This is a genomic window from Xylanibacillus composti, from assembly GCF_018403685.1.
GTDB classification, from domain to species: Bacteria; Bacillota; Bacilli; order Paenibacillales; family K13; genus Xylanibacillus; species Xylanibacillus composti.
Genome location: NZ_BOVK01000028.1, coordinates 60,898 through 78,793 on the forward strand (window position 1 = coordinate 60,898; position 17,896 = coordinate 78,793).

The following is a 17,896-nucleotide window of genomic DNA, read 5'->3' on the forward strand; positions in this document are numbered from 1 at the left end:
AGACCGATGAATCGGCCGTCAGACATCCCTGCTCCTGCAGACGGTGCTGCCTATGTATCCAGCAGCGTATAAACTGTCACGTAATGGTTCATGTCCAGATGGTATTGGTACACCAGATCCGATACCTGCAAGGCAATCACCGGCATCGACATTGCATTCACTTCGCGAACGGCTTCCTTCAATCTGAACACCTCGGTGTCGCGATATGGGCGAGCCAACAAATAGCCGAGCGTCACATGCGGCTGATACGGCTTGTGCAGCGGATATACTTCTTCCAACTGCGCGAACAAATCAAGCAAAATCGAGCTGTCCGCATCACTGCTCGGCACAAACTGAAGGCTCACCGCTTCCTTCCACGTCGTCTTCACACCGAGCGCCCTCATTTGGATGACCGAACCTGCATATTGCCTGCGAATCTTCGAGAAAGCCGCCTGCACATCCGATTCCGAGCTGGCAATGGCGCGTTCTACCTCCTGCTTGTCCAACGATACATTATTCATGTTTGCGAAAGAATGCAGCGTTATATGAAAGGTCGCCGGATCGACGAAAGCCAACTCTCTCATCAACGCTGCCAGATTGAATTGCAGCAGCTCACACTTCTCACGATCTTCCACCGACAGCGGGAACACAGAGGTCGCCCCGAAGAAGGGACGGAACTCCCCTTCCCGGGTCACCTTGTTGGACAGACCGGCTTCGATGGACCACGCCGATACAGGAGCCTGGACCTCCTCTTCGAATTGTCGGCCAAGCCTGTCAACAAACATTCTATGATTCATATAGCACACCTGATCTCCATTTTCTATATTTTAGAAACGTCCTTAGCTTCTAGCCGTTAGTCATGTTGTAGCGCTCAAGCTGCGCTTGAATTTCCTCTGCTGCCTTCTGCAGCGCCTCCTCTGGTTCCATTGCCCCAGTCAGCACCTGCTCTATTGCATTGGCTACGCTCTCCCGCGCATCTGCGAACACGCCCATAACCGCCCCTTGAGTCGCTGGATTCAAGGTAGTCGCATGCAATTGATCTACAGCTGTCTGGAATTGCGGGAACTCGGCCATGTTCTGCTGCACACTATCCAGTTCATAAGCAAGCGGGGTTACAGGGAAATATCCAGTTTGAATATGCCAGTACGCCTGCTGCTCCGGCTCCGCCAAGAACTTCATGAATTCCCATGCGGCTTGCTGCTGTTCCGCAGTTGCATCCTTGAGTATATACAAGCTGCCTCCGCCGACTACGACACCGCCCGGAGCGCCATCCGCCGGACGCGGCAAAAATCCTGTGCCAACTTCGAATTGGTTGCCCACACTATCCACAATGCCTTTCAATCCTGCAGTGGAATCAATGATCATCCCGACTTGACCGGCGACGAATGCCTTCTTCGTATCTGCAGTTTTGCGCCCCAAGTTCAAGGCCACCTTCTCATCGATCATTTGCTTCCACCATGTCATAATCTTCATGCCCGCTTCGGAAGCGAGCAGCGATTCGGTTGCCGGCGCTTCGCGACCGTTGCCGTTGTTCACCAGCAAAGCGCCTTGATTCGCGAAGAGCTGCTCCGTGAACCATGGACTGATCGCTATCGCAATGCCTGTCTGACTATCCTTCGTCAGTGTTTTAGCCGCTTCATACACTTCTTCAAACGTCTGCGGCGGACTCTCTGGATCAAGTCCCGCTGCCGCGAACATATCCTTGTTGTAATAGAGCAGCGGATTGGACGTATTGAAAGGCATTGCGTACAGCTGACCATCAAATGTATAGTACCCTGTGATATTAGGCTCCAGCTTGTCCAAGTCATACCCTTCCTGATCAATAAACGTCTGGACGGGCTCAATCTCGCCGGAATCGATCATATAACGGCTGCTCACTTCATTCATCTGCACCATGGCCGGTACAGCGTTGGAGCCAAAGGAAGCCTTCATCTTATTCAGCAGCTCGTCATAACTCCCTTGGAAAACCGCTTCCACACGCACACCCTCCTGGGACGAATTGAATTGCTCCACCAGATCATCGACAGCCCTGCCCATCTCGCCGCCCATCGCATGCCACCAGATGATGTCCACAGGCTCTGACGATTGCGCACCTTCATTTGCGGATCCACCCGAAGTCGCATCGTTTGCGACCGATTGCTGTGAAGAGGTTGCCGCGCCATTCGATCCATTGCCTCCCGACGAGCAAGCACTCAGCAGCAACAAGCAAGCCGCTACGAGCACGAGTATAGAAAATCCCCTGTTCTGTCCAGTAACCTTCAATTTCATTGTTTATCCTCTCCTTATCCTTTTATTGCCCCCGCCGTTATTCCCTGCACAAGCTGCTTCAAGCCGAACACGAGCAGCAGAAGGGACGGCAGAAGTACCAATACCACACCGCTTAATACCAAGTTCCAGGATTGCGCTTCCTCCCACTGCAGCATCGTTATGCCGATTTGCACAGTGCGCATGCCGGGATCATTCGTAATGAGCAGCGGCCACAAATATTGATTCCAGGCGTTCAAAAACACATAGACGCACAGCGTGGCAAGCACAGGCCTCGAAAGCGGAAGCGCCAGCGTCAAAAACATGCGAATATGCCCGCAGCCATCAATCTTGGCTGCTTCAAAAAGCTCGCTCGGCAGCTGCAGGAAGGCCTGCCGAAGCAGAAAGATGCCGAAGGCGTTGGCCAAAAGCGGTACAATTAATCCTGCATATGAATCCAGCCACCCTAACGCGCGAACGGTCAAGAAGTTCGGAATGATCGTCACTTCCCATGGAACCATCATCGTCGCCAGCACGAGCGCGAACAGAGTAGCTCGTCCGGGAAAACGAATGAAGACGAATGCATAGGCGGCCATGCTGGAGATCAAGCATTGTCCAATCATAATGCCCAGCGATACAATGAAGCTATTCTGAATAAATTTCCTAATTGGAACCAGCGCCGCCACTTCGCGGTAGTTGTCCAACTGGATGCTTGAAGGAAGCCATCGCGGCGGATACACATCCAGCTCCCCGGCTGTCATGAATGAGGTGACAAGCGCATACCACAGCGGGTAAAGCACTGCAGCAGCCAAGACGGCCAATACGGTATAATGCGCCGCCGTCTTCCCAATCTTCACTGGTAATGCACCCGCCTTTCCGCCACCCGAAATTGAATCCAGGTCAGCAGCAGAATGAGGGCGAACAGCACCAGCGCCTGAGCGCTCCCAGTGCCGAACCTAAAGTTCACAAAGGCATCCTGATAAATGGCGTAGACAAGCACCTCCGTCGAACGGGCCGGGCCTCCCCCTGTTAAGATGTGAATCTGACCAAATGTCTGAAATGAACCGATGATTGAGACAATCGTCAAGAAGAACAACGTCGGTGACAGCATCGGAACCAGGATAGAGCGGAACATCTGCAGCGGCTTCACTCCATCTATTCTGGCACTCTCCAACAGCACGGGCGGAATGCCCTGCAGAGCGCTGAGCAGCACAATGAAATTAAAGCCCAGGTGCAGCCATACTGTCATCAACGATACCGAAGCCAGCGCTTGCTTCGGGTCAGTCAACCAGCCGACAGGCTCCAATCCGAACAGACTTAACATGTAGTTAAACATGCCTGCGCTCGGATGGAACAGCAGCAGCCAAATTACGGAGGCGGTGCCTGCCGACAGCGCCATCGGCAGAGAGAAACTGAAATGAAACAGCTTCATTCCTCTCAGCGGCACGTGCGCCAGCACAGCAATCAGCAGGGCAATGACGATGCCAGTCGGCACTGTGTAAAGGGTGAACTTGGCCGTCACGATCAGGCTGTCATAAAATCGCGAATCGGTCAGCAATGAAACAAAATGATCCACGCCTACAAATTTCGCGATCCTCCCGCGGGCATCCGTCATGTGAAGACTCAAATATACAGACTGCAGCAGAGGATAAAATAGAAACGCGCCGAACAAGGTCAGGGCCGGCAGTAAAAAGCCGTAGCCCAGCAGCCATTCCTTCCAGCGGTGCGCGATGTTGGCATTGATCCGAAGCACTCTCAACCCCGCTCCTTTCGCTGATTACTGATGAAAAATCCATTGTTGTGCAGGCTCTCCATTCGGCGTGTGGATGATGACATTGGCTCCCGCCGCATTCCCGTATGTGTCCAATGCCTTCCCGCTTTGTTTGTTGATCAGGCTTGTAACTCCCTCCTCATCGGTGAAGAGCCACCAATTCTGATTGTCTGCATAGTTTTCGGCATACAGTTCAACATTATCGAAATCGTTGCTCCCGACAGGAGTGAGCATATGGGGAACACCTCTGCCCATACCAATAAGCGAATAGGAGCCGTCCCCTCGTCTTATTGGCTTCCACATGTACTGCGGATTGTTCGTCACATTCACGTTCGTGCCGTCGCTTATATACCCATCTGCATGCAAGTACGAGCTGGAACGAATGTTGTAAACGGCATAATGATCTACGGGGATGAGAAGCCAGCGCTGTGCCAAAGTGTCGTTGCTCGAATAGATTTGCACATTCGTGCCATCGCTCATTCCGCCGCCGGCAGCATCCAGCGCCTTGCCGCTTTGCGGATTCCAAATCTTGTACGCCCGATGTAGAGGGTCATACTCTACCTTCCACTGCTGCGCACCGGAAAAGTTCCGCTCATAAATCTGCACATTCGTTCTGTTCGCAGTTCCTCCGTCTGCAACATCCAAATACTTGCCGCTATTCGTATTCTGCAATCCGTACGTACCAGCGGAATCCGGCACAAACACCCATTCTTGCGCTCCGCTTCCATTGTCTCGCCAGAGTTGTACATTGCTGCGGTTCAGCACCCCGGCATTATCCACATCCAGCGCCTTGCCGCTCCCCAGATTCAGCAGCTTGTACATGCGATTGTCCACAACCCCAGTCAAGGTCGTATCGCCAAACATGCTGTCATAGGGTCGCGAGATCGCCGCCTGTACAATGGGCCTGCTGAATGTCTCACTGCGAAGCACTTCCATCACACTGTCAGCTGTAATAATGCCTGCTGTCTTGCGCACATCCTCATAGGTGCGGTACAGCTCCTTATGGATCGGGTAAACGCCGAGCCCGTCATCCTTCCAGTTGAAACCGATAATTGTTGCTTCGCGGACACAGTTCCCATTGACTTTCTCCAGGCACTTGCCCGGGTCCGTTACTTGCTGATCCGCCATCATGTCCGGCGGACGCCATGCTTGCATCGTGGTCGTATAAGTCGTCGCGTAATCGTAAGCGAGCTGAATATTGGATGGGCTCGTCGCATAATCGCCAATGCCCAACTCAATAGTAACAACGGCTCCTCCCAGTTCACGGAGCCAGTCAACTACATATTGCAAGACATCGCCGGTGATCTGAGATACATCCGGGCCAGGAGCACCGGGGATAGACGGCGGACTGCCTGGTGCGTTGCCTGTAATTTGACGGCCTGAAATAGCAGGGATCCACTTGTAGTCGTAGGCGATCGGACCCAGCTTGCCTACGACCGACTCATCATGGGGAAATGCCGGATTACGATGTGCCCAGTTGTACCAGCCCCCCTTGAACACATTCGCAAAAGGCTTGAGAATGACCCAATCCTTGGCTGGAATATTGCGGCAATCACTGACCTGATCAATGACATGGAGTGCTTCCACCACTTCTTCGAAATGACGCAGATCCAGCACGACAGTCATACCCGGATAGTTGTCGCCGATATACTCAAGCGCTGTCTTCAGCGTATGCACTTGCTGCGTCGTCTGAATAAATTCCCCTCTTACTGTCGTACCCATAATCGTCGCCAACTCTTCATTGCCGTTGCGGTCGAACAGGACAAGCGGCTTTGCCGGCGTGTGCAGCTCCATATAGCTGCGATCCTTGATCAGGGAGTTATACATATGCATTGTCTGCCAATCGTCATGAAGCTGTGGCTGGTATCCGTTCGAAAGCATTGCCGATACCGGATCCCATGCCAGTCCGTCATAAGACGGATCCAATCTCGGCAACACACGGCCTGCCGTATAGTCATGCATCAGCACAAGCTGATTGTCGCTAGTCAGCTTAAGATCCAGTTCGACCATCTCAAACTTCAAGTGTGCCGCATTGTCGATCGCTTCCAGCGTGTTCTCCACGGCTGGCTTCAGAAGCCCTGGCATGTTCCCCCAAGCTCCGCGGTGCGCGGACAGGAACGGACCGATTTCCGGATTGGGCGGCTGTCCCATCAGCTCCATCAATCTCTGTGGATCATAGCCGTATCCGGGGTAGGGGCCGTAAGGGACACATGTAGGAGCAGCATGAACCGCGTCCTTCTGGAAAGGAAATAAAGCTGAGCACACAATTACCAAAACCAGGCTGGCAATGATGAATCCTCGTAGTTTCCTCACATTCACTTACTCCTTTTCTTAAGATGTCGGTCATACAGTGCAAGTAAAATTTTTACCTTATTTTCGATTTATTTTTACTAGCACAAAGTCAGATTAGCACACTTCTCAAATCCCCATCAACCAAGTTTTGTTAGCGGACTGTAAGAATTATGTGAAGTTTATGTAAAAGTCGTCTCATAATATTTGACAAAATAATTATTCTTCCTATATACTTCTTTTAGTAAAATTTTTACCGAAAATTCGTAGCAAAGGGGAACAATGATGACCACGATTAAAGATATTGCCAAGCGCGCCAACTGCTCGCCTGCCACCGTCTCTCGTGTATTGAATCGCGATCCGTCGCTGCAAGTGTCTGAAGCAACACGGCAAATCATCCTGCAGATCGCGAAGGAGTTGAAGTATAAGACCGTGTCAGAACGGTACACAAAGAAGCACTATCGCCTGGCGCTGCTTTATCACCCATCCTTGTTCCACAATCACGTCAAGGACGATTTTCATTATTCCATCCGTACCGGCATCGAAGGGGCATGCTCCGACTTTGGCATCGATCTGATCAGCAGCTTTAATGAGAAGGGACTGACTGATGTCAGCCTGCACGGCGCCATCATTATCGGCAACTACACGAATGACGAGATTGCTGCATTCGCCTCTACTGTCCCGACGAATTCGATTGTCATCATTGGCCGTAACCCTGATGAACAACGCTATGATTCTGTATGGTTCGACACGCGACGAGCCGTTCATACCGCATTGGACCATCTTCGCAGCTTAAACCATGAGCGAATAGATTATATCGGCTCATCGGAAAATCCCGATCTGCCGCTCGAGGAACGCAGAGATCATATCTTCCGCGCGTACATGTACAGACACTTTCCAAAATACGAGCCCCGCATCTGGATCGGCGGGCATGGAACCGAGAACGGTTACCAAATGATGAAGCAAGCTTACGCGCATGGCGAACTGCCTAGCGCCTATTTCTTCGCTAACGACCCGCTAGCTATCGGCGCACTAGATTACCTGCGTGAACAGCACGTGCAAGTTCCGCACGATATCAGCATTGTCAGCATGGATGGGCATAATCTAACCAACTTCACGACACCTCCGCTCACAACCGTCAACTATCCAAGAGCTTTTATGGGAGAGATATCCGTCCACGCCGTAATCGCGCTGATTGAACAAGCGCGAACGATACGCCTGAAAACACTTGTGCCGACAAATTTAATTGTGCGGGGAAGCACGAAGGCTCTGAACTGATCGGGTGCCGCGTGTCACGCCTACAGTCATAACCACCGGCTTAGCCGGTGGTTATGACTTGACAAAAAAAGCTGGACGTTACCGTCCAGCTTGCTTTTCTGCATATCCTTGATGTTCATGTGCTGTCACGCACATGACATTTCCCGTTTTTTTGCACGCGCTCAGATTGCCGTTGTCTTCCATTCGTTTAAAATTCAATGAGTATGGCATGCTCCTCCGGTAACCATTGGACTTTCGCTCCAAGGGTCTCCGCTACGAAGCGAAGCGGAACCATGGTCATATAGTCTTTCGTAATCGGCTGCAGCTCCGACGGAATCACTTTCCCGTTCAGCGTCGTCCGCTTGGAGAACATGTCCATTTCCAATAGCAGATCTTCCTTGGAGACAACCACCTTATTCTCCGCCTGCCGCCATTCAACGACTGCGCCTATATGTTCAAATACCCCTCTAAGCGGCACATAATAGGATTGATCAACCCGAATTGGCGGAACCGCCAGTTCCAGGGCTTGCCCATTGACGATAATGGCTGGCGCCATTTGCACGAAGATCGGCTTCTCCGGCTTGCCATCCGGCCCTATCTGCCATTCGGCCACACGGCCATCCCGAAGCAAGGCATAGTGCTTCCCTTGCCGATTGGCTAGGTCCACTGCATCCGTTATCCCTTCTACCTGCACAGCTGCATAGGCTGGCTCATTCCAATAACCATTCCACATCCAGACACTGCCGTCTTCCTTCCTGAAGCTGAAATAGCCATCGATGTGGCTTCCCGCAAGTTGCACTGCCCCTTGCGAATGGTCAATCGGTATCGGGTGAAGCAGCTTGTCGGAGACGCTTAGCGATTTGGCATTCATCCAGGTCTGAATGCTGCCGTTCGCCAAGATAGCCGCTCCCCGATGATGGGACGCAGCAATGCCGGTTGCTGCCGGCAAGTCGCTGACGAGCGTCGGCTTGCGGACCTTTACCGGCGTGTCGTCGGTTAATTCCATTCCCCAAACCCACACTTCACCTTCGCTGCCAAGCGCCATCGACGAGGCAGCGCTTGTTGCTATCTGGCGAATGGCAGGCAAGCCCTCTACCTTTGAAGGCGTTGCCAGCTGCTCATTTCCGATCCAACCCCATTCCCAGACGGTTCCGTCCCGCTGCAGCGCCATGCTCTTGTACGAGGATGCCGCTATAGCAACGACGTCCGTCAATCCTTCTATCTGGACCGGCGTGAGCACCGGCGCGTATGAGATCGATCCCTCACCCAGCTCGCCATAGGCATTCGATCCTGTTGCCCACACTGTGCCGTCCTGCTTAAGGATCAGGGCATGAGCGGAACCTCCCGCTATGGCTTTCACATCGTCTATATCCATCCTGACCGGCGTCGAAACCGGCACGATTGACCCGTTCCCCAACATCCCTCTGCCCAGCATGCCCCCCCCATGCCCAGGCGGAGCCGTCCTTTTTCACCGCATAGGTCGCTACATCGCCAGTCGCAATATGGACAACATCCTCCAGCCACTTCTTGTTCTGCCCGCTCCGATCCTCCGCATAAGCAGTACTCGACAGCAGCAGACTGCCTGCGAGCAGTACCGCCAGCAGCTTGCCCGACCTTCCTCTTTCCAACCATCGTTTCATGGCTATGATCCTCCCTCTCCCATACAAAAAAATAATGGCCAATCTGGCAATGTGCCGTTGACCATTAGACGCAAAACGTTAGTATAGAGTTTCATCATTTCCCTTTTTTCTGCCGCATTGCCAAGAGAAGGCGACCTTCCCCTGTTGCGTGATTCGGAGGTCCCCCGTTTACTCGCCGCTTCATTTCCTCGAGCGCTTGCTGACTGCCAGATAGACGGCGCCCCCCATGAGCATGACAAGAGCAATGGCGATGACCGTCCTGCTTGTTGAAGCAGATCGCTGATTTTCTTCCTGTTCGGCACTGTCGGAAGGTTCATTGACGGCGAACGGCTCCTCCTCGGCATCCGCCTCTGTGGAATCGCCGACCGGAACAGGGTCCAGGGTGATCGGAAGCTCCTTGTCTTCCAAATAGGCCAGTTCATTTCCTGCTTCGCCAGCTTTCATGGAAGGCGAGCACAGCGGGTTCTCCCACTGTTCGTCATCCGTGATCCGCAAGAAATACAAATACGTTTCTCCTGCATCGCTTGGTCCATTCAGATTTCCCCATGTGCTGTTCTCAATCATAGTGATCTGATCGGCTTCGACTCCCTTAAAGCTTCTTTGGACTGTTACCTTGACCTCATGATGCTCACCCTTGCGAGAAATTTCGTCCACTTGGCCTACAATGACCGCATCATACTTTTCGTATGCTTCTTCCACCGGCGGCATTTCCACACAGGAAAGCGCGAACGCCGGCGTTCCATTCAGCACTGTGAACAAAAGCAAAAGAGATACAGTCCCCGTCAGTTTTCTCATATTGCACCATCCCTCTGTAGGCAAGATGTGTTTATCGTCCTTTCCATATACAGACGTGATGAGTAGACGGATTTGTTGCACGGAGGTGTTGTAAAATGTGCGGTCAATGGGAATTCGCGTGCTTGCCGATTTTTTCCGCGGAAGAGGCAACATGTCGGTACCCGCCAACGCTAACGGAAGCAGCGGACGCTAATCGTGAATGTTCGGCCCTTTGCACCATTTAACGGAACTGACACCTATATAGCCCTCGCTGCCGAATCCCCTGGCCAGACAGATACCGATATATCGTATTAAGTCAACCGTCTGCTAGGCAACACGATTGCGGAATGAATTTATACGCTTTCGCCATTAGACAAGAAGCATGATAAGATAATCAACAATAAGCTTATAGTGATGCATGCTGGAGGAAATGAGTATGTGGAAACCCGATCGCAACAGCAAGAAACCGCTCTACGCCCAAATCGCCGACCATGTCGAGCAAAGAATAGCCTTCGGTGAATTTCCGCCGGGAAGCCTGCTCCCGTCAGAGCGAAAATTTGCCGAACTGCTGGGGGTCAATCGCAGCACGGTGATTCTCGCCTTCGACGAACTGCGTTCGCTCGGCATCATCGAAAGCCGAACAGGCAGCGGAACAAGAGTAAGCCGCACCAAATGGGGAGCTATCCCCAAGCATACGCCCAACTGGAAACGCTACACAGAAGGCGGCAGCTTCCTGCCCAATCTTCCTTTTTTGCGGCGCATTCGCGAAGCGTTAGCCCAACATCCCGAATTGATTGATTTCGCCAGCGGCGAGTTGTCCGCCGATTTGGCCCCGGTCCGCGAAATTTCAACGCTTATGCAAGAGAAGCTTCACGCACCCTATCTCGGTTATGACCATCCGCAGGGCTATCTGCCGCTGAGGCAAGCATTGGTCGATTTTTTGGATCAGTACAGAAGCATTCCAACAACGGATTCCTCGATTCTGATCACCTCCGGATCGCAGCAATCCCTTTATTTGATCACACAATGCCTGCTGTCGCCAGGTGATGCGGTAGCGATTGAAGATCCTTCCTACTGCTACTCCCTGCCCATGTTTCAATCGGCGGGACTGCGGTTGTTCCGGCTGCCAGTAGACGCGAACGGCATTCAGCCTGAAGATCTGCGTGACCTGCATAAACAGCATCGTATCAAGATGGTCTTCTTGAACCCCAACTTCCAAAACCCTACCGGCACTGTCCTCAGCGACGAACGGCGGAAATCGCTGCTAGAACTGTCAAGCGAGCTGGGGCTGCCGATAGTGGAGGATGACGCATTCAGCCTCACCGCTTTCGAGAGTTCGCCGCCTCCGCCCTTAAAGGCGATTGATCAGCACGGATCCGTCCTCTATATCGGTTCCTTCTCCAAAATTGCCGCTTCCGGTTTGCGCATTGGCTGGATGGTCGCTCCGAACAGCGTGATCCAAAGACTGGCCGATGCCAGAATGCAGATGGATTTTGGGCTAAGCATCATCCCCCAACAGGCAGCCGAGCAATTTATCCGTTCCGACTATGTGGGGCCGCATTTGGACCGGCTGCGGGTAGAGCTGCTGTTCAAACGGGACCTGATCATCGAAGCGATGCAGCGTGAATGGAAGGAGCTTGTCTCCTTCGCCGTTCCTCGCGGCGGCCTGCATCTGTGGTGCAAGATCAAGCCGGAAATTCAGGAGAGCAAGCTGTTGGAAGAGTCTATCAAGCAAGGCGTCGTCTTTGTTCCGGGGACAGTCTACGGCTCTGACTCGGGCTATATCCGCATGACGTTCGCAAGAACAAGATCAGATGAAATCGGTCCGGGGATAGCGGCATTCGCGCGAGCGCTGCGTGCGCTTCTCTAGCTGCCTGAGTCCAAATTCAAAACCACCGAGTCATGACTCAGTGGTTCGGGTGCTACATGATAAATTGAAATACGATCCAGAAGATAAGTACGGCTAGCAGTATGCACCAGATGTAATACCATGACAAGCGCATCCACTTCTTCCCCGTTTGTTGGAAATAAGCGGGGTTCCCTTCTTTGTTCGCTTTGGAAGCACCGATAAGGATTGTTGCGATAAGCCCAGCAATGATAATGCTCGCAGGAATTGCCATTATCCAGCCCACCATGCTCACCCCCTCATTATGCGTTATATATGGCAATCTGGTACTTTTCTGACGATGTTTTTGCCATAGCTCAGACTTTATTGAACAGATCGGGCGCTGATCAACGGCGACGGTTTGGCCTCCTCGATCGGACAGGCACGGTCAGGTGTATCCTGCGCGCTTGTGCGGCTCATATGTTGAAGCAGTTGTTCGGAGCCCAGGCTGTAGGCGATAAGCTTCCGTTTGGATTGCTTGATGACTGCAATATGATCTCCGCCGTCAAACAGTCTGATTGAGGCCGAACTTTTTCCTCTCATCGTGATAATAAAAGGAACTCCGCCGTTGCCAGCATATAGATGCTCTGCACCCGGCCAAACATAATGGGTTTCGAGCAGATTGGCCTGATTGAAAAAAACGATCATTTGGTCCTTGTCTTCGTCTTCCAGCGGCACATCGCCATAGGAAATCGAAACATCGGTTGAGCGAAGCGCTTCATGTACTCGGAACTGGTTCAGAAGCCACTCGACCACTCCGGTCGGAAGACAGGTCATCATTATTTTGATCAAGCTGAAGAGAATGATCGAGCCCAGGACAGCCCAAGTCATCGGCCACATCTCCTTACTAGTAAATTTCGAATCCGCCTCAGCGCTCTGCATCCGCCTATCTTTTGTTTCGTGTGTTATCATAACGCTGCAGCTACAACAGAGGACCATCCAATTCAAAAAAAATAAGACCAACCATTTCACTGGTTGGACTGTGTTGCTTCGAATAAGACAGATAGTATGATAAGTGGACGACTGATTCTTGAAGATGTCCGATCTTGCCTTCATGAAAGAAGGCATGCATCAATATTCCACCTTCCCCAACAAATAAGCAGTCAGCAATCCTGTGGCAAAGGTGAGCATGCTTACGACCAACAATGCGCCGCTTGCCGGCCAACCCGGAAAAATAACGAACACAGACCCGAACACCGAGCCAATGATAACGGCAAAAGTTCCTGTACCAAAGCGAGTTAAGCAGTAGTTGATCAGTTTGCTCATGGCAATCAATCCAATCGCGATTCCCGCTCCGGTAACAGCAATGATATCAAGCTGAAGATTACTGATCGCGCTAATGACCGTTGGGTATACGCCAAGCACCAGTAACATAAACGACCCGCTTACTCCCGGCAAAATCATGGCACTGCTGCCAATAAACCCCGAAAAGAACAACAGCAAATATGTACCGAACGTAAACTGCTCAATGACCGCTACTTCGCGCTCGCCCACAAAAATCAAGGAACCGATCAACACTGCGCCAATGGCTAATAACAGGTAATGCCGCATCCGAAACGTGCGTCTGGCCTCCGCTTTGCGAAACAAAAAGGGGAGAATCCCCAAGATTAATCCAAGAAAAAAGAAATACGTCGGACCCGCATGATGATGAAGCAACCATTCCAATACACGGCTAAGTGTAAAAATTGCAAGAAGGACTCCTATCCCCAGAGGAATCAAAAAGCCCAGTTGCTTTTTCCATTCCTTCGAGAATAATCCATTAATCGCGGCAACGACCTGATCGTATATGCCAAGCATCACTAAAATCGTTCCCCCGCTTATACCAGGAACAACATCAGTAGCCCCCGTGATCATCCCTCGATAAATATTTCTCCATTCCATTGGTTTTCTCCCCCATATCCGGTTTATGCGGCGAGTTTGATCTCGTCCTATCCCCTTCTTAAAGGTAACAGGTCGTTCACCTGATTTCAATTCCATATTGGCTGATCATGCATATTGTCTCAAATGGCCACTGGCGCCCGCTGTATCCAAATACCATGCCAGCATCAGTTAGCCAACAAACCGATCATCGAGCGCTGCACGGGCGAATTGGCGAACAACGGCTATTGCGCGCGGCATGTCCCGATTCAACCGCTATAGGCGGACACGGCAAAGAGCCGAGGCAGAAACCCTCTGCTTCGGCTCGCTTCTTAGCATTCGTGTTGAATTGCCTGATTACGGACGCTCCAGGGCAAACCGCTTGCCCAGAACAGCGTAGTCACTGCCACCTAAACGGCTTACCGGCTGAAGTCGGTCGGCTGCCACAATGCCATTCAGATACACCTCTTCGGCGAAGTGAAAGCGAACAACCCGGCCGATCAACAAATCGCAGGCAGGCTCTTGTTCGCCAGCGCCGCCAAGGCCAATAGCTTGTTCCAGCACGCATTCCATGCGAATCTTTGCTTCCTGGATGCCTGGAACCTCGATGGCCGCACTAGCAACAGGAGTAAATCCTGCGCGCGGCATCTCGCTTTCATTGGGCGGCAAGCTGGCTGCCGCCTCATTCGCCGCATGCACATTCGTTTCATCCACAATATGAACCACGAATGCTTTCCTCTCGACCGCATTGCGCGCCGTATCCTTCCTGACACCCTGCTTGCGTTGAACAGAAACGGACAGCAGCGGCGGATCGCTTGCGACAATGGAGAAATAACTGAACGGCGCAGCATTCAAGACACCCTCTTGGGAGAGCGTCGTGACCAGCGCAATCGGCCTTGGAATCACGCTGGCGGTGAGCAGCTGATAATTCTCGCGGGCGGTCAGCGCCGCAGGATCGATGACGAGCATGACCAATCCTCCTTATGAAAGGATATGTTCATGATACCACTGTCCGGCAGCTGCTGCCTCTGTTCGCGTCAGCTGATGCCCGCTGTACTCCCAATGTACCGTAACGGCCGCCCCCGCTCCCTCCAACAGGCCAGCCAATTCATCCGTTTCCTGAGGGGAGCAGATCGGATCATTGCGCCCCGCTCCGATCCACACGGGCACATCAGACAGATCAGGCAGCTCAATCCCGCGGCGAGGCACCATCGGATGATGCAGAATTGCCCCTCTAAGTGAATCCGGATAGTGAAACAATAAGCTGCCCGCAATATTGGCGCCATTGGAATAGCCGACGGCCACCACATTATGCCGGTCAAATGCATATTCATCAGCAGCCTCGTTGATGAACTCATGCAGTTCCTGCGTTCTGGCAATCAGATCCGGTTCATCGAACACCCCTTCGGCCAGCCTTCTGAAGAACCGGGGCATCCCGTTCTCCAGCACATTGCCGCGTACACTCAGCACAGCGGCTGTATCATCCAGCTGCACGGCCAGCGGCAGCAGATCTTGCTCCGTCCCGCCAGTTCCATGGAGCAGCAACAAGGTCGGGGCAGCCGGGGCGCTTCCTTTGCGAAAAATATGCTTCACTGCTTATCCTCCTCCAGCACGCGAATTTCAAAAGGCGGCAAGCCCTGATTGATTTGCTCCCGATGCGGCTCATACCACGCAGGAAGCATCAGCTGCTCGCCCAATGTCTCATACGGCTCGTCAAGCTCAAATCCCGGCGGATCTGTCGCGATCTCGAACAAGATCTCTCCTGCTTCCCGGAAGTAGATGGCGGTGAAGTATTGCCGATCTACAATAGGAGTGGGATGAAATCCCTGCTCAGCTACAAAGGCGCGCCAGCTTTCCTGATCCTCCCGGTCTGCCGCCCGCCATGCGATATGGTGAACGGTGCCGGCTCCGCCATGGCCTCGGCCCATGACCGATGCATTCACATCGACCAAGTTGCCTAAATCCCCGTGCGCCCGGAAGCGAACCATCCCTTGCTCCTCGCCGATCCGTTCCAGACCGAGCACATGCTCCAGGGCATGCATCGTCTGTTCCGGCGCCATGCTGTAAAGCACGGCCCCTCCGAAGCCTTTGATCGCCTTGTCTGCCGGAACTCCCCCGAAGGACCACTTGCTGTTCGGACCTTCCTTGCGCGCTACAAGCTCGAGCTTCAGTCCGTCGCGATCTTGGAAGCGCAGATACGTTTCGCCGAAACGCTGCGTCTCTTCGTAAGGAATCGCAAACTTCGAAAGTCGCTCTTCCCAGAATGGCAAGGCGCCTTCAGGCACTGCGAACGTTGTATAGCCCACTTGCCCGCCGCCGACCCGGCCTTTTCTGGCACCCTCAAACGGGAAGAATGTAATCGCCGTCCCCGGACTGCCCACCTCATTGCCGAAATACAGATGGTACACTTCCGGAGCATCGAAGTTGATCGTCTTTTTGACAAGCCGCAAGCCCAGAATCCCAGCATAGAAATCAACATTGGCCTGAGCATTGCCGACAAAAGCCGTAATGTGATGAATGCCTGCTGTGCTTTTCGTCATATCTGCTCCTCCTATCATCATAGATTGTCATCAGAATCAAAATAGAACAGCGTCGAGCGAAATGGATCCAGCCCCGATTAGAGCGACAGCGACAAAGACAGCGACAAGCACCAGGTTAAATTCGTAGCCATTGGCCGTACTCCAAAATCCGTTCTGTCCGTGCACCTTCACAATCGCGACAACCATAGTCACAGCGAGCAGCAGCGCAACCACGACAGTGAAGAGTCCTGCTGCAAATAATATGCCTCCGAAAAATTCCACCATACCTACGGCAACCGCCGCGAACACGCCGGGCTTAATGCCAATCGATTCGAACCAACCGCCGGTACCCTTCGGACCGTAGCCGCCAAACCAACCGAACAGCTTTTGCGCGCCATGCGCCGCAAAGGCCAGGCCAACAATAAGACGTACAATCAACAATCCCAGATCTTCCATATTCCATTCCTCCAGTTAGTTTTATATTAAATATCTTTTTTTCAAGATAAATGGCAAAAAAATTAATGCTTCTGTGCGTGATACCCCAGCTTCTTCAGTAAGTCGGTGGCTGTTGCCTTTTCCTCCAAGGTCAGGCCGTCCATCAGAGATTCAATCGTATCAGCATGAGCCGGGAAGAGCTGATCGAACAATTCCTTTCCTGCCTCCGTCATTTCGGCATACGTAACTCGCCGATCCTTCGGGCAGGACACTCGTTTCAAATAGCCTTTGGCCTCCAGCTTATCTACGGTGTAGGTGATCGTTCCGCTTGTGACCAAGATTCGCTCGCTAATGCGCTGCAGAGAAGTTTGCCCTTTATGATAAAGCAGCTCCAAAATGCTAAACTCCGCAGCCGACAACCCTTTTTGCTTCATATCCTTCACGGCCCGCTCCATCACAACCTTGTAAGCTTTGGCAAGTACAACAAACAACTTCAACGATTGATTCCGATTGTCCATCCCCCCGCCTCCCATCGATGCTTCGAATTCATATATCTTAAATTTAAGATATTTTTACTATACACCCGACGCATGAGAATTGCAAGCCTTTTCGTGAACAACCCTGCCATTTCGTTATCGGAGCTGTCCTAGATTAAAGGTATGAATTCAACTTAAAGCTTCGCATTCTTGCACTTCTCTCCCTCAATCGGCACCGCGAGAATTTAATCGTTCTCATTATCTCCTGCCTAGTCCTCCCTGTTCCCCCGACGTTTGTTGTTTATTTTTCACCGAGGCTGTCTATCCTTTTCGAGCAATTCTATGATGTTGTCAAGTTTCTTTTCAATTTCTGCAATCTTGTTCATTTTCACCGTTTGATTAACAAATAATCTACGGATAAAAAGTGTGAAGGATATTACGAATAAAGCGATGAGCCCAATCACGATAACCCAATAAATGATTGACCATACCATTATTCCTTCCACTGCAGCCTAACCCCCTTCTCCTTTACCCATCTTAACATGAATAATTCCAAAATCCGATCTGCCCTTAAGAAATCGAAAAGGCGGCCCGGAGGCAGCCTTCGATTATCGTTAACCGTTTAACTTCCTGCAAATTGGTCAAAGCTTCTTCCACTGTCTTTCCTTGACTTGTTCCCTCCACCTCGAGACAACGAGCAACTAACCGCTCGTCTTCTTCTGTGATCGCAGCTTATTTACTTACCCAATAAAGGGTCTGCCTGCTTCATT

At 52.0% G+C, this 17,896-nt stretch carries 19 protein-coding genes; 2 read left to right on the plus strand and 17 right to left on the minus strand.

Translation table 11 applies throughout. From position 1 onward, the window contains the following. Positions 1 to 50: 50 nt before the first annotated feature. The 5 genes from XYCOK13_RS11345 to XYCOK13_RS11365 are packed head-to-tail and all read right to left on the minus strand — an operon-like array spanning position 51 to position 6,307. Entirely contained in the window at positions 51 to 776 is a 726-nt protein-coding gene (locus XYCOK13_RS11345; RefSeq protein ID WP_213412268.1) for a hypothetical protein, read from the minus strand. Between the two features lie 49 nt (positions 777 to 825). Further along, positions 826 to 2,247 carry an ABC transporter substrate-binding protein gene (locus XYCOK13_RS11350; protein WP_213412269.1) on the minus strand — a complete coding sequence of 474 codons (1,422 nt, stop codon included), beginning with the start codon at positions 2,245 to 2,247 and terminating at the stop codon, positions 826 to 828. Between the two features lie 14 nt (positions 2,248 to 2,261). Beyond that, positions 2,262 to 3,080: a carbohydrate ABC transporter permease gene (locus tag XYCOK13_RS11355; RefSeq protein WP_244865121.1), complete on the minus strand. Its 819-nt coding sequence runs from the start codon at positions 3,078 to 3,080 to the stop codon at positions 2,262 to 2,264. Beyond that, positions 3,077 to 3,976 (minus strand): carbohydrate ABC transporter permease, encoded by a 900-nt coding sequence (locus tag XYCOK13_RS11360; protein WP_244865122.1) that lies wholly within the window; start codon positions 3,974 to 3,976, stop codon positions 3,077 to 3,079. The genes XYCOK13_RS11355 and XYCOK13_RS11360 overlap by 4 nt, the downstream gene beginning before the upstream one ends. A 24-nt stretch (positions 3,977 to 4,000) precedes the next feature. After that, a complete protein-coding gene (locus XYCOK13_RS11365) occupies positions 4,001 to 6,307 on the minus strand; it encodes an RICIN domain-containing protein (RefSeq protein WP_213412271.1) in 2,307 nt (768 codons plus the stop codon). Between the two features lie 261 nt (positions 6,308 to 6,568). On the opposite strand from XYCOK13_RS11365, the gene XYCOK13_RS11370 reads away from it, so the two are divergent. Further along, a complete protein-coding gene (locus XYCOK13_RS11370) occupies positions 6,569 to 7,561 on the plus strand; it encodes a LacI family DNA-binding transcriptional regulator (protein WP_213412272.1) in 993 nt (330 codons plus the stop codon). A gap of 187 nt (positions 7,562 to 7,748) precedes the next feature. Here XYCOK13_RS11370 and XYCOK13_RS11375 read toward each other — a convergent pair whose 3' ends face one another. The 3 genes from XYCOK13_RS11375 to XYCOK13_RS11385 all read right to left on the minus strand — a co-directional run bounded on the left by XYCOK13_RS11375 (position 7,749) and on the right by XYCOK13_RS11385 (position 9,975). Continuing rightward, on the minus strand, positions 7,749 to 8,900 hold the full coding sequence (locus XYCOK13_RS11375) for a stalk domain-containing protein (protein ID WP_213412273.1): 1,152 nt from the start codon (positions 8,898 to 8,900) through the stop codon (positions 7,749 to 7,751). After that, positions 8,857 to 9,180 carry a hypothetical protein gene (locus XYCOK13_RS11380; RefSeq protein WP_213412274.1) on the minus strand — a complete coding sequence of 108 codons (324 nt, stop codon included), beginning with the start codon at positions 9,178 to 9,180 and terminating at the stop codon, positions 8,857 to 8,859. The genes XYCOK13_RS11375 and XYCOK13_RS11380 overlap by 44 nt, the downstream gene beginning before the upstream one ends. A gap of 180 nt (positions 9,181 to 9,360) precedes the next feature. Then, positions 9,361 to 9,975, minus strand: coding sequence for a hypothetical protein (locus tag XYCOK13_RS11385; RefSeq protein WP_213412275.1), 615 nt, complete (start codon positions 9,973 to 9,975; stop codon positions 9,361 to 9,363). 415 nt (positions 9,976 to 10,390) lie between these two features. Here XYCOK13_RS11385 and pdxR point away from each other — a divergent pair, with 415 nt between their 5' ends. Continuing rightward, entirely contained in the window at positions 10,391 to 11,824 is a 1,434-nt protein-coding gene (gene pdxR / locus XYCOK13_RS11390; RefSeq protein ID WP_213412276.1) for a MocR-like pyridoxine biosynthesis transcription factor PdxR, read from the plus strand. Positions 11,825 to 11,876: 52 nt separating this feature from the next. On the opposite strand, the gene XYCOK13_RS11395 is transcribed toward pdxR, so the two are convergent. From XYCOK13_RS11395 to XYCOK13_RS11435, 9 genes are all read right to left on the minus strand, one after another. Continuing rightward, on the minus strand, positions 11,877 to 12,074 hold the full coding sequence (locus XYCOK13_RS11395; protein ID WP_213412277.1) for a hypothetical protein: 198 nt from the start codon (positions 12,072 to 12,074) through the stop codon (positions 11,877 to 11,879). 89 nt (positions 12,075 to 12,163) lie between these two features. Beyond that, positions 12,164 to 12,670, minus strand: coding sequence for a YfmQ family protein (locus tag XYCOK13_RS11400; protein WP_213412278.1), 507 nt, complete (start codon positions 12,668 to 12,670; stop codon positions 12,164 to 12,166). A gap of 240 nt (positions 12,671 to 12,910) precedes the next feature. After that, entirely contained in the window at positions 12,911 to 13,720 is an 810-nt protein-coding gene (locus XYCOK13_RS11405; RefSeq protein WP_213412279.1) for a DUF368 domain-containing protein, read from the minus strand. A 333-nt stretch (positions 13,721 to 14,053) separates the two neighbouring features. Continuing rightward, positions 14,054 to 14,665: a flavin reductase family protein gene (locus XYCOK13_RS11410; protein WP_213412280.1), complete on the minus strand. Its 612-nt coding sequence runs from the start codon at positions 14,663 to 14,665 to the stop codon at positions 14,054 to 14,056. A 12-nt stretch (positions 14,666 to 14,677) separates the two neighbouring features. Then, positions 14,678 to 15,289, minus strand: coding sequence for an alpha/beta hydrolase (locus XYCOK13_RS11415; protein ID WP_213412281.1), 612 nt, complete (start codon positions 15,287 to 15,289; stop codon positions 14,678 to 14,680). Then, complete coding sequence (locus XYCOK13_RS11420; protein WP_213412282.1) at positions 15,286 to 16,236, minus strand: ring-cleaving dioxygenase; 951 nt, start codon at positions 16,234 to 16,236, stop codon at positions 15,286 to 15,288. The genes XYCOK13_RS11415 and XYCOK13_RS11420 overlap by 4 nt, the downstream gene beginning before the upstream one ends. Before the next feature lie 36 nt (positions 16,237 to 16,272). Continuing rightward, a complete protein-coding gene (locus XYCOK13_RS11425) occupies positions 16,273 to 16,671 on the minus strand; it encodes a DoxX family protein (protein WP_213412283.1) in 399 nt (132 codons plus the stop codon). A gap of 62 nt (positions 16,672 to 16,733) precedes the next feature. Then, a complete protein-coding gene (locus XYCOK13_RS11430) occupies positions 16,734 to 17,168 on the minus strand; it encodes a MarR family winged helix-turn-helix transcriptional regulator (protein ID WP_213412284.1) in 435 nt (144 codons plus the stop codon). 266 nt (positions 17,169 to 17,434) lie between these two features. After that, positions 17,435 to 17,620, minus strand: a complete 186-nt coding sequence (locus XYCOK13_RS11435; RefSeq protein ID WP_213412309.1) for a DUF4083 domain-containing protein — start codon at positions 17,618 to 17,620, stop codon at positions 17,435 to 17,437. Positions 17,621 to 17,896 lie beyond the last annotated feature (276 nt).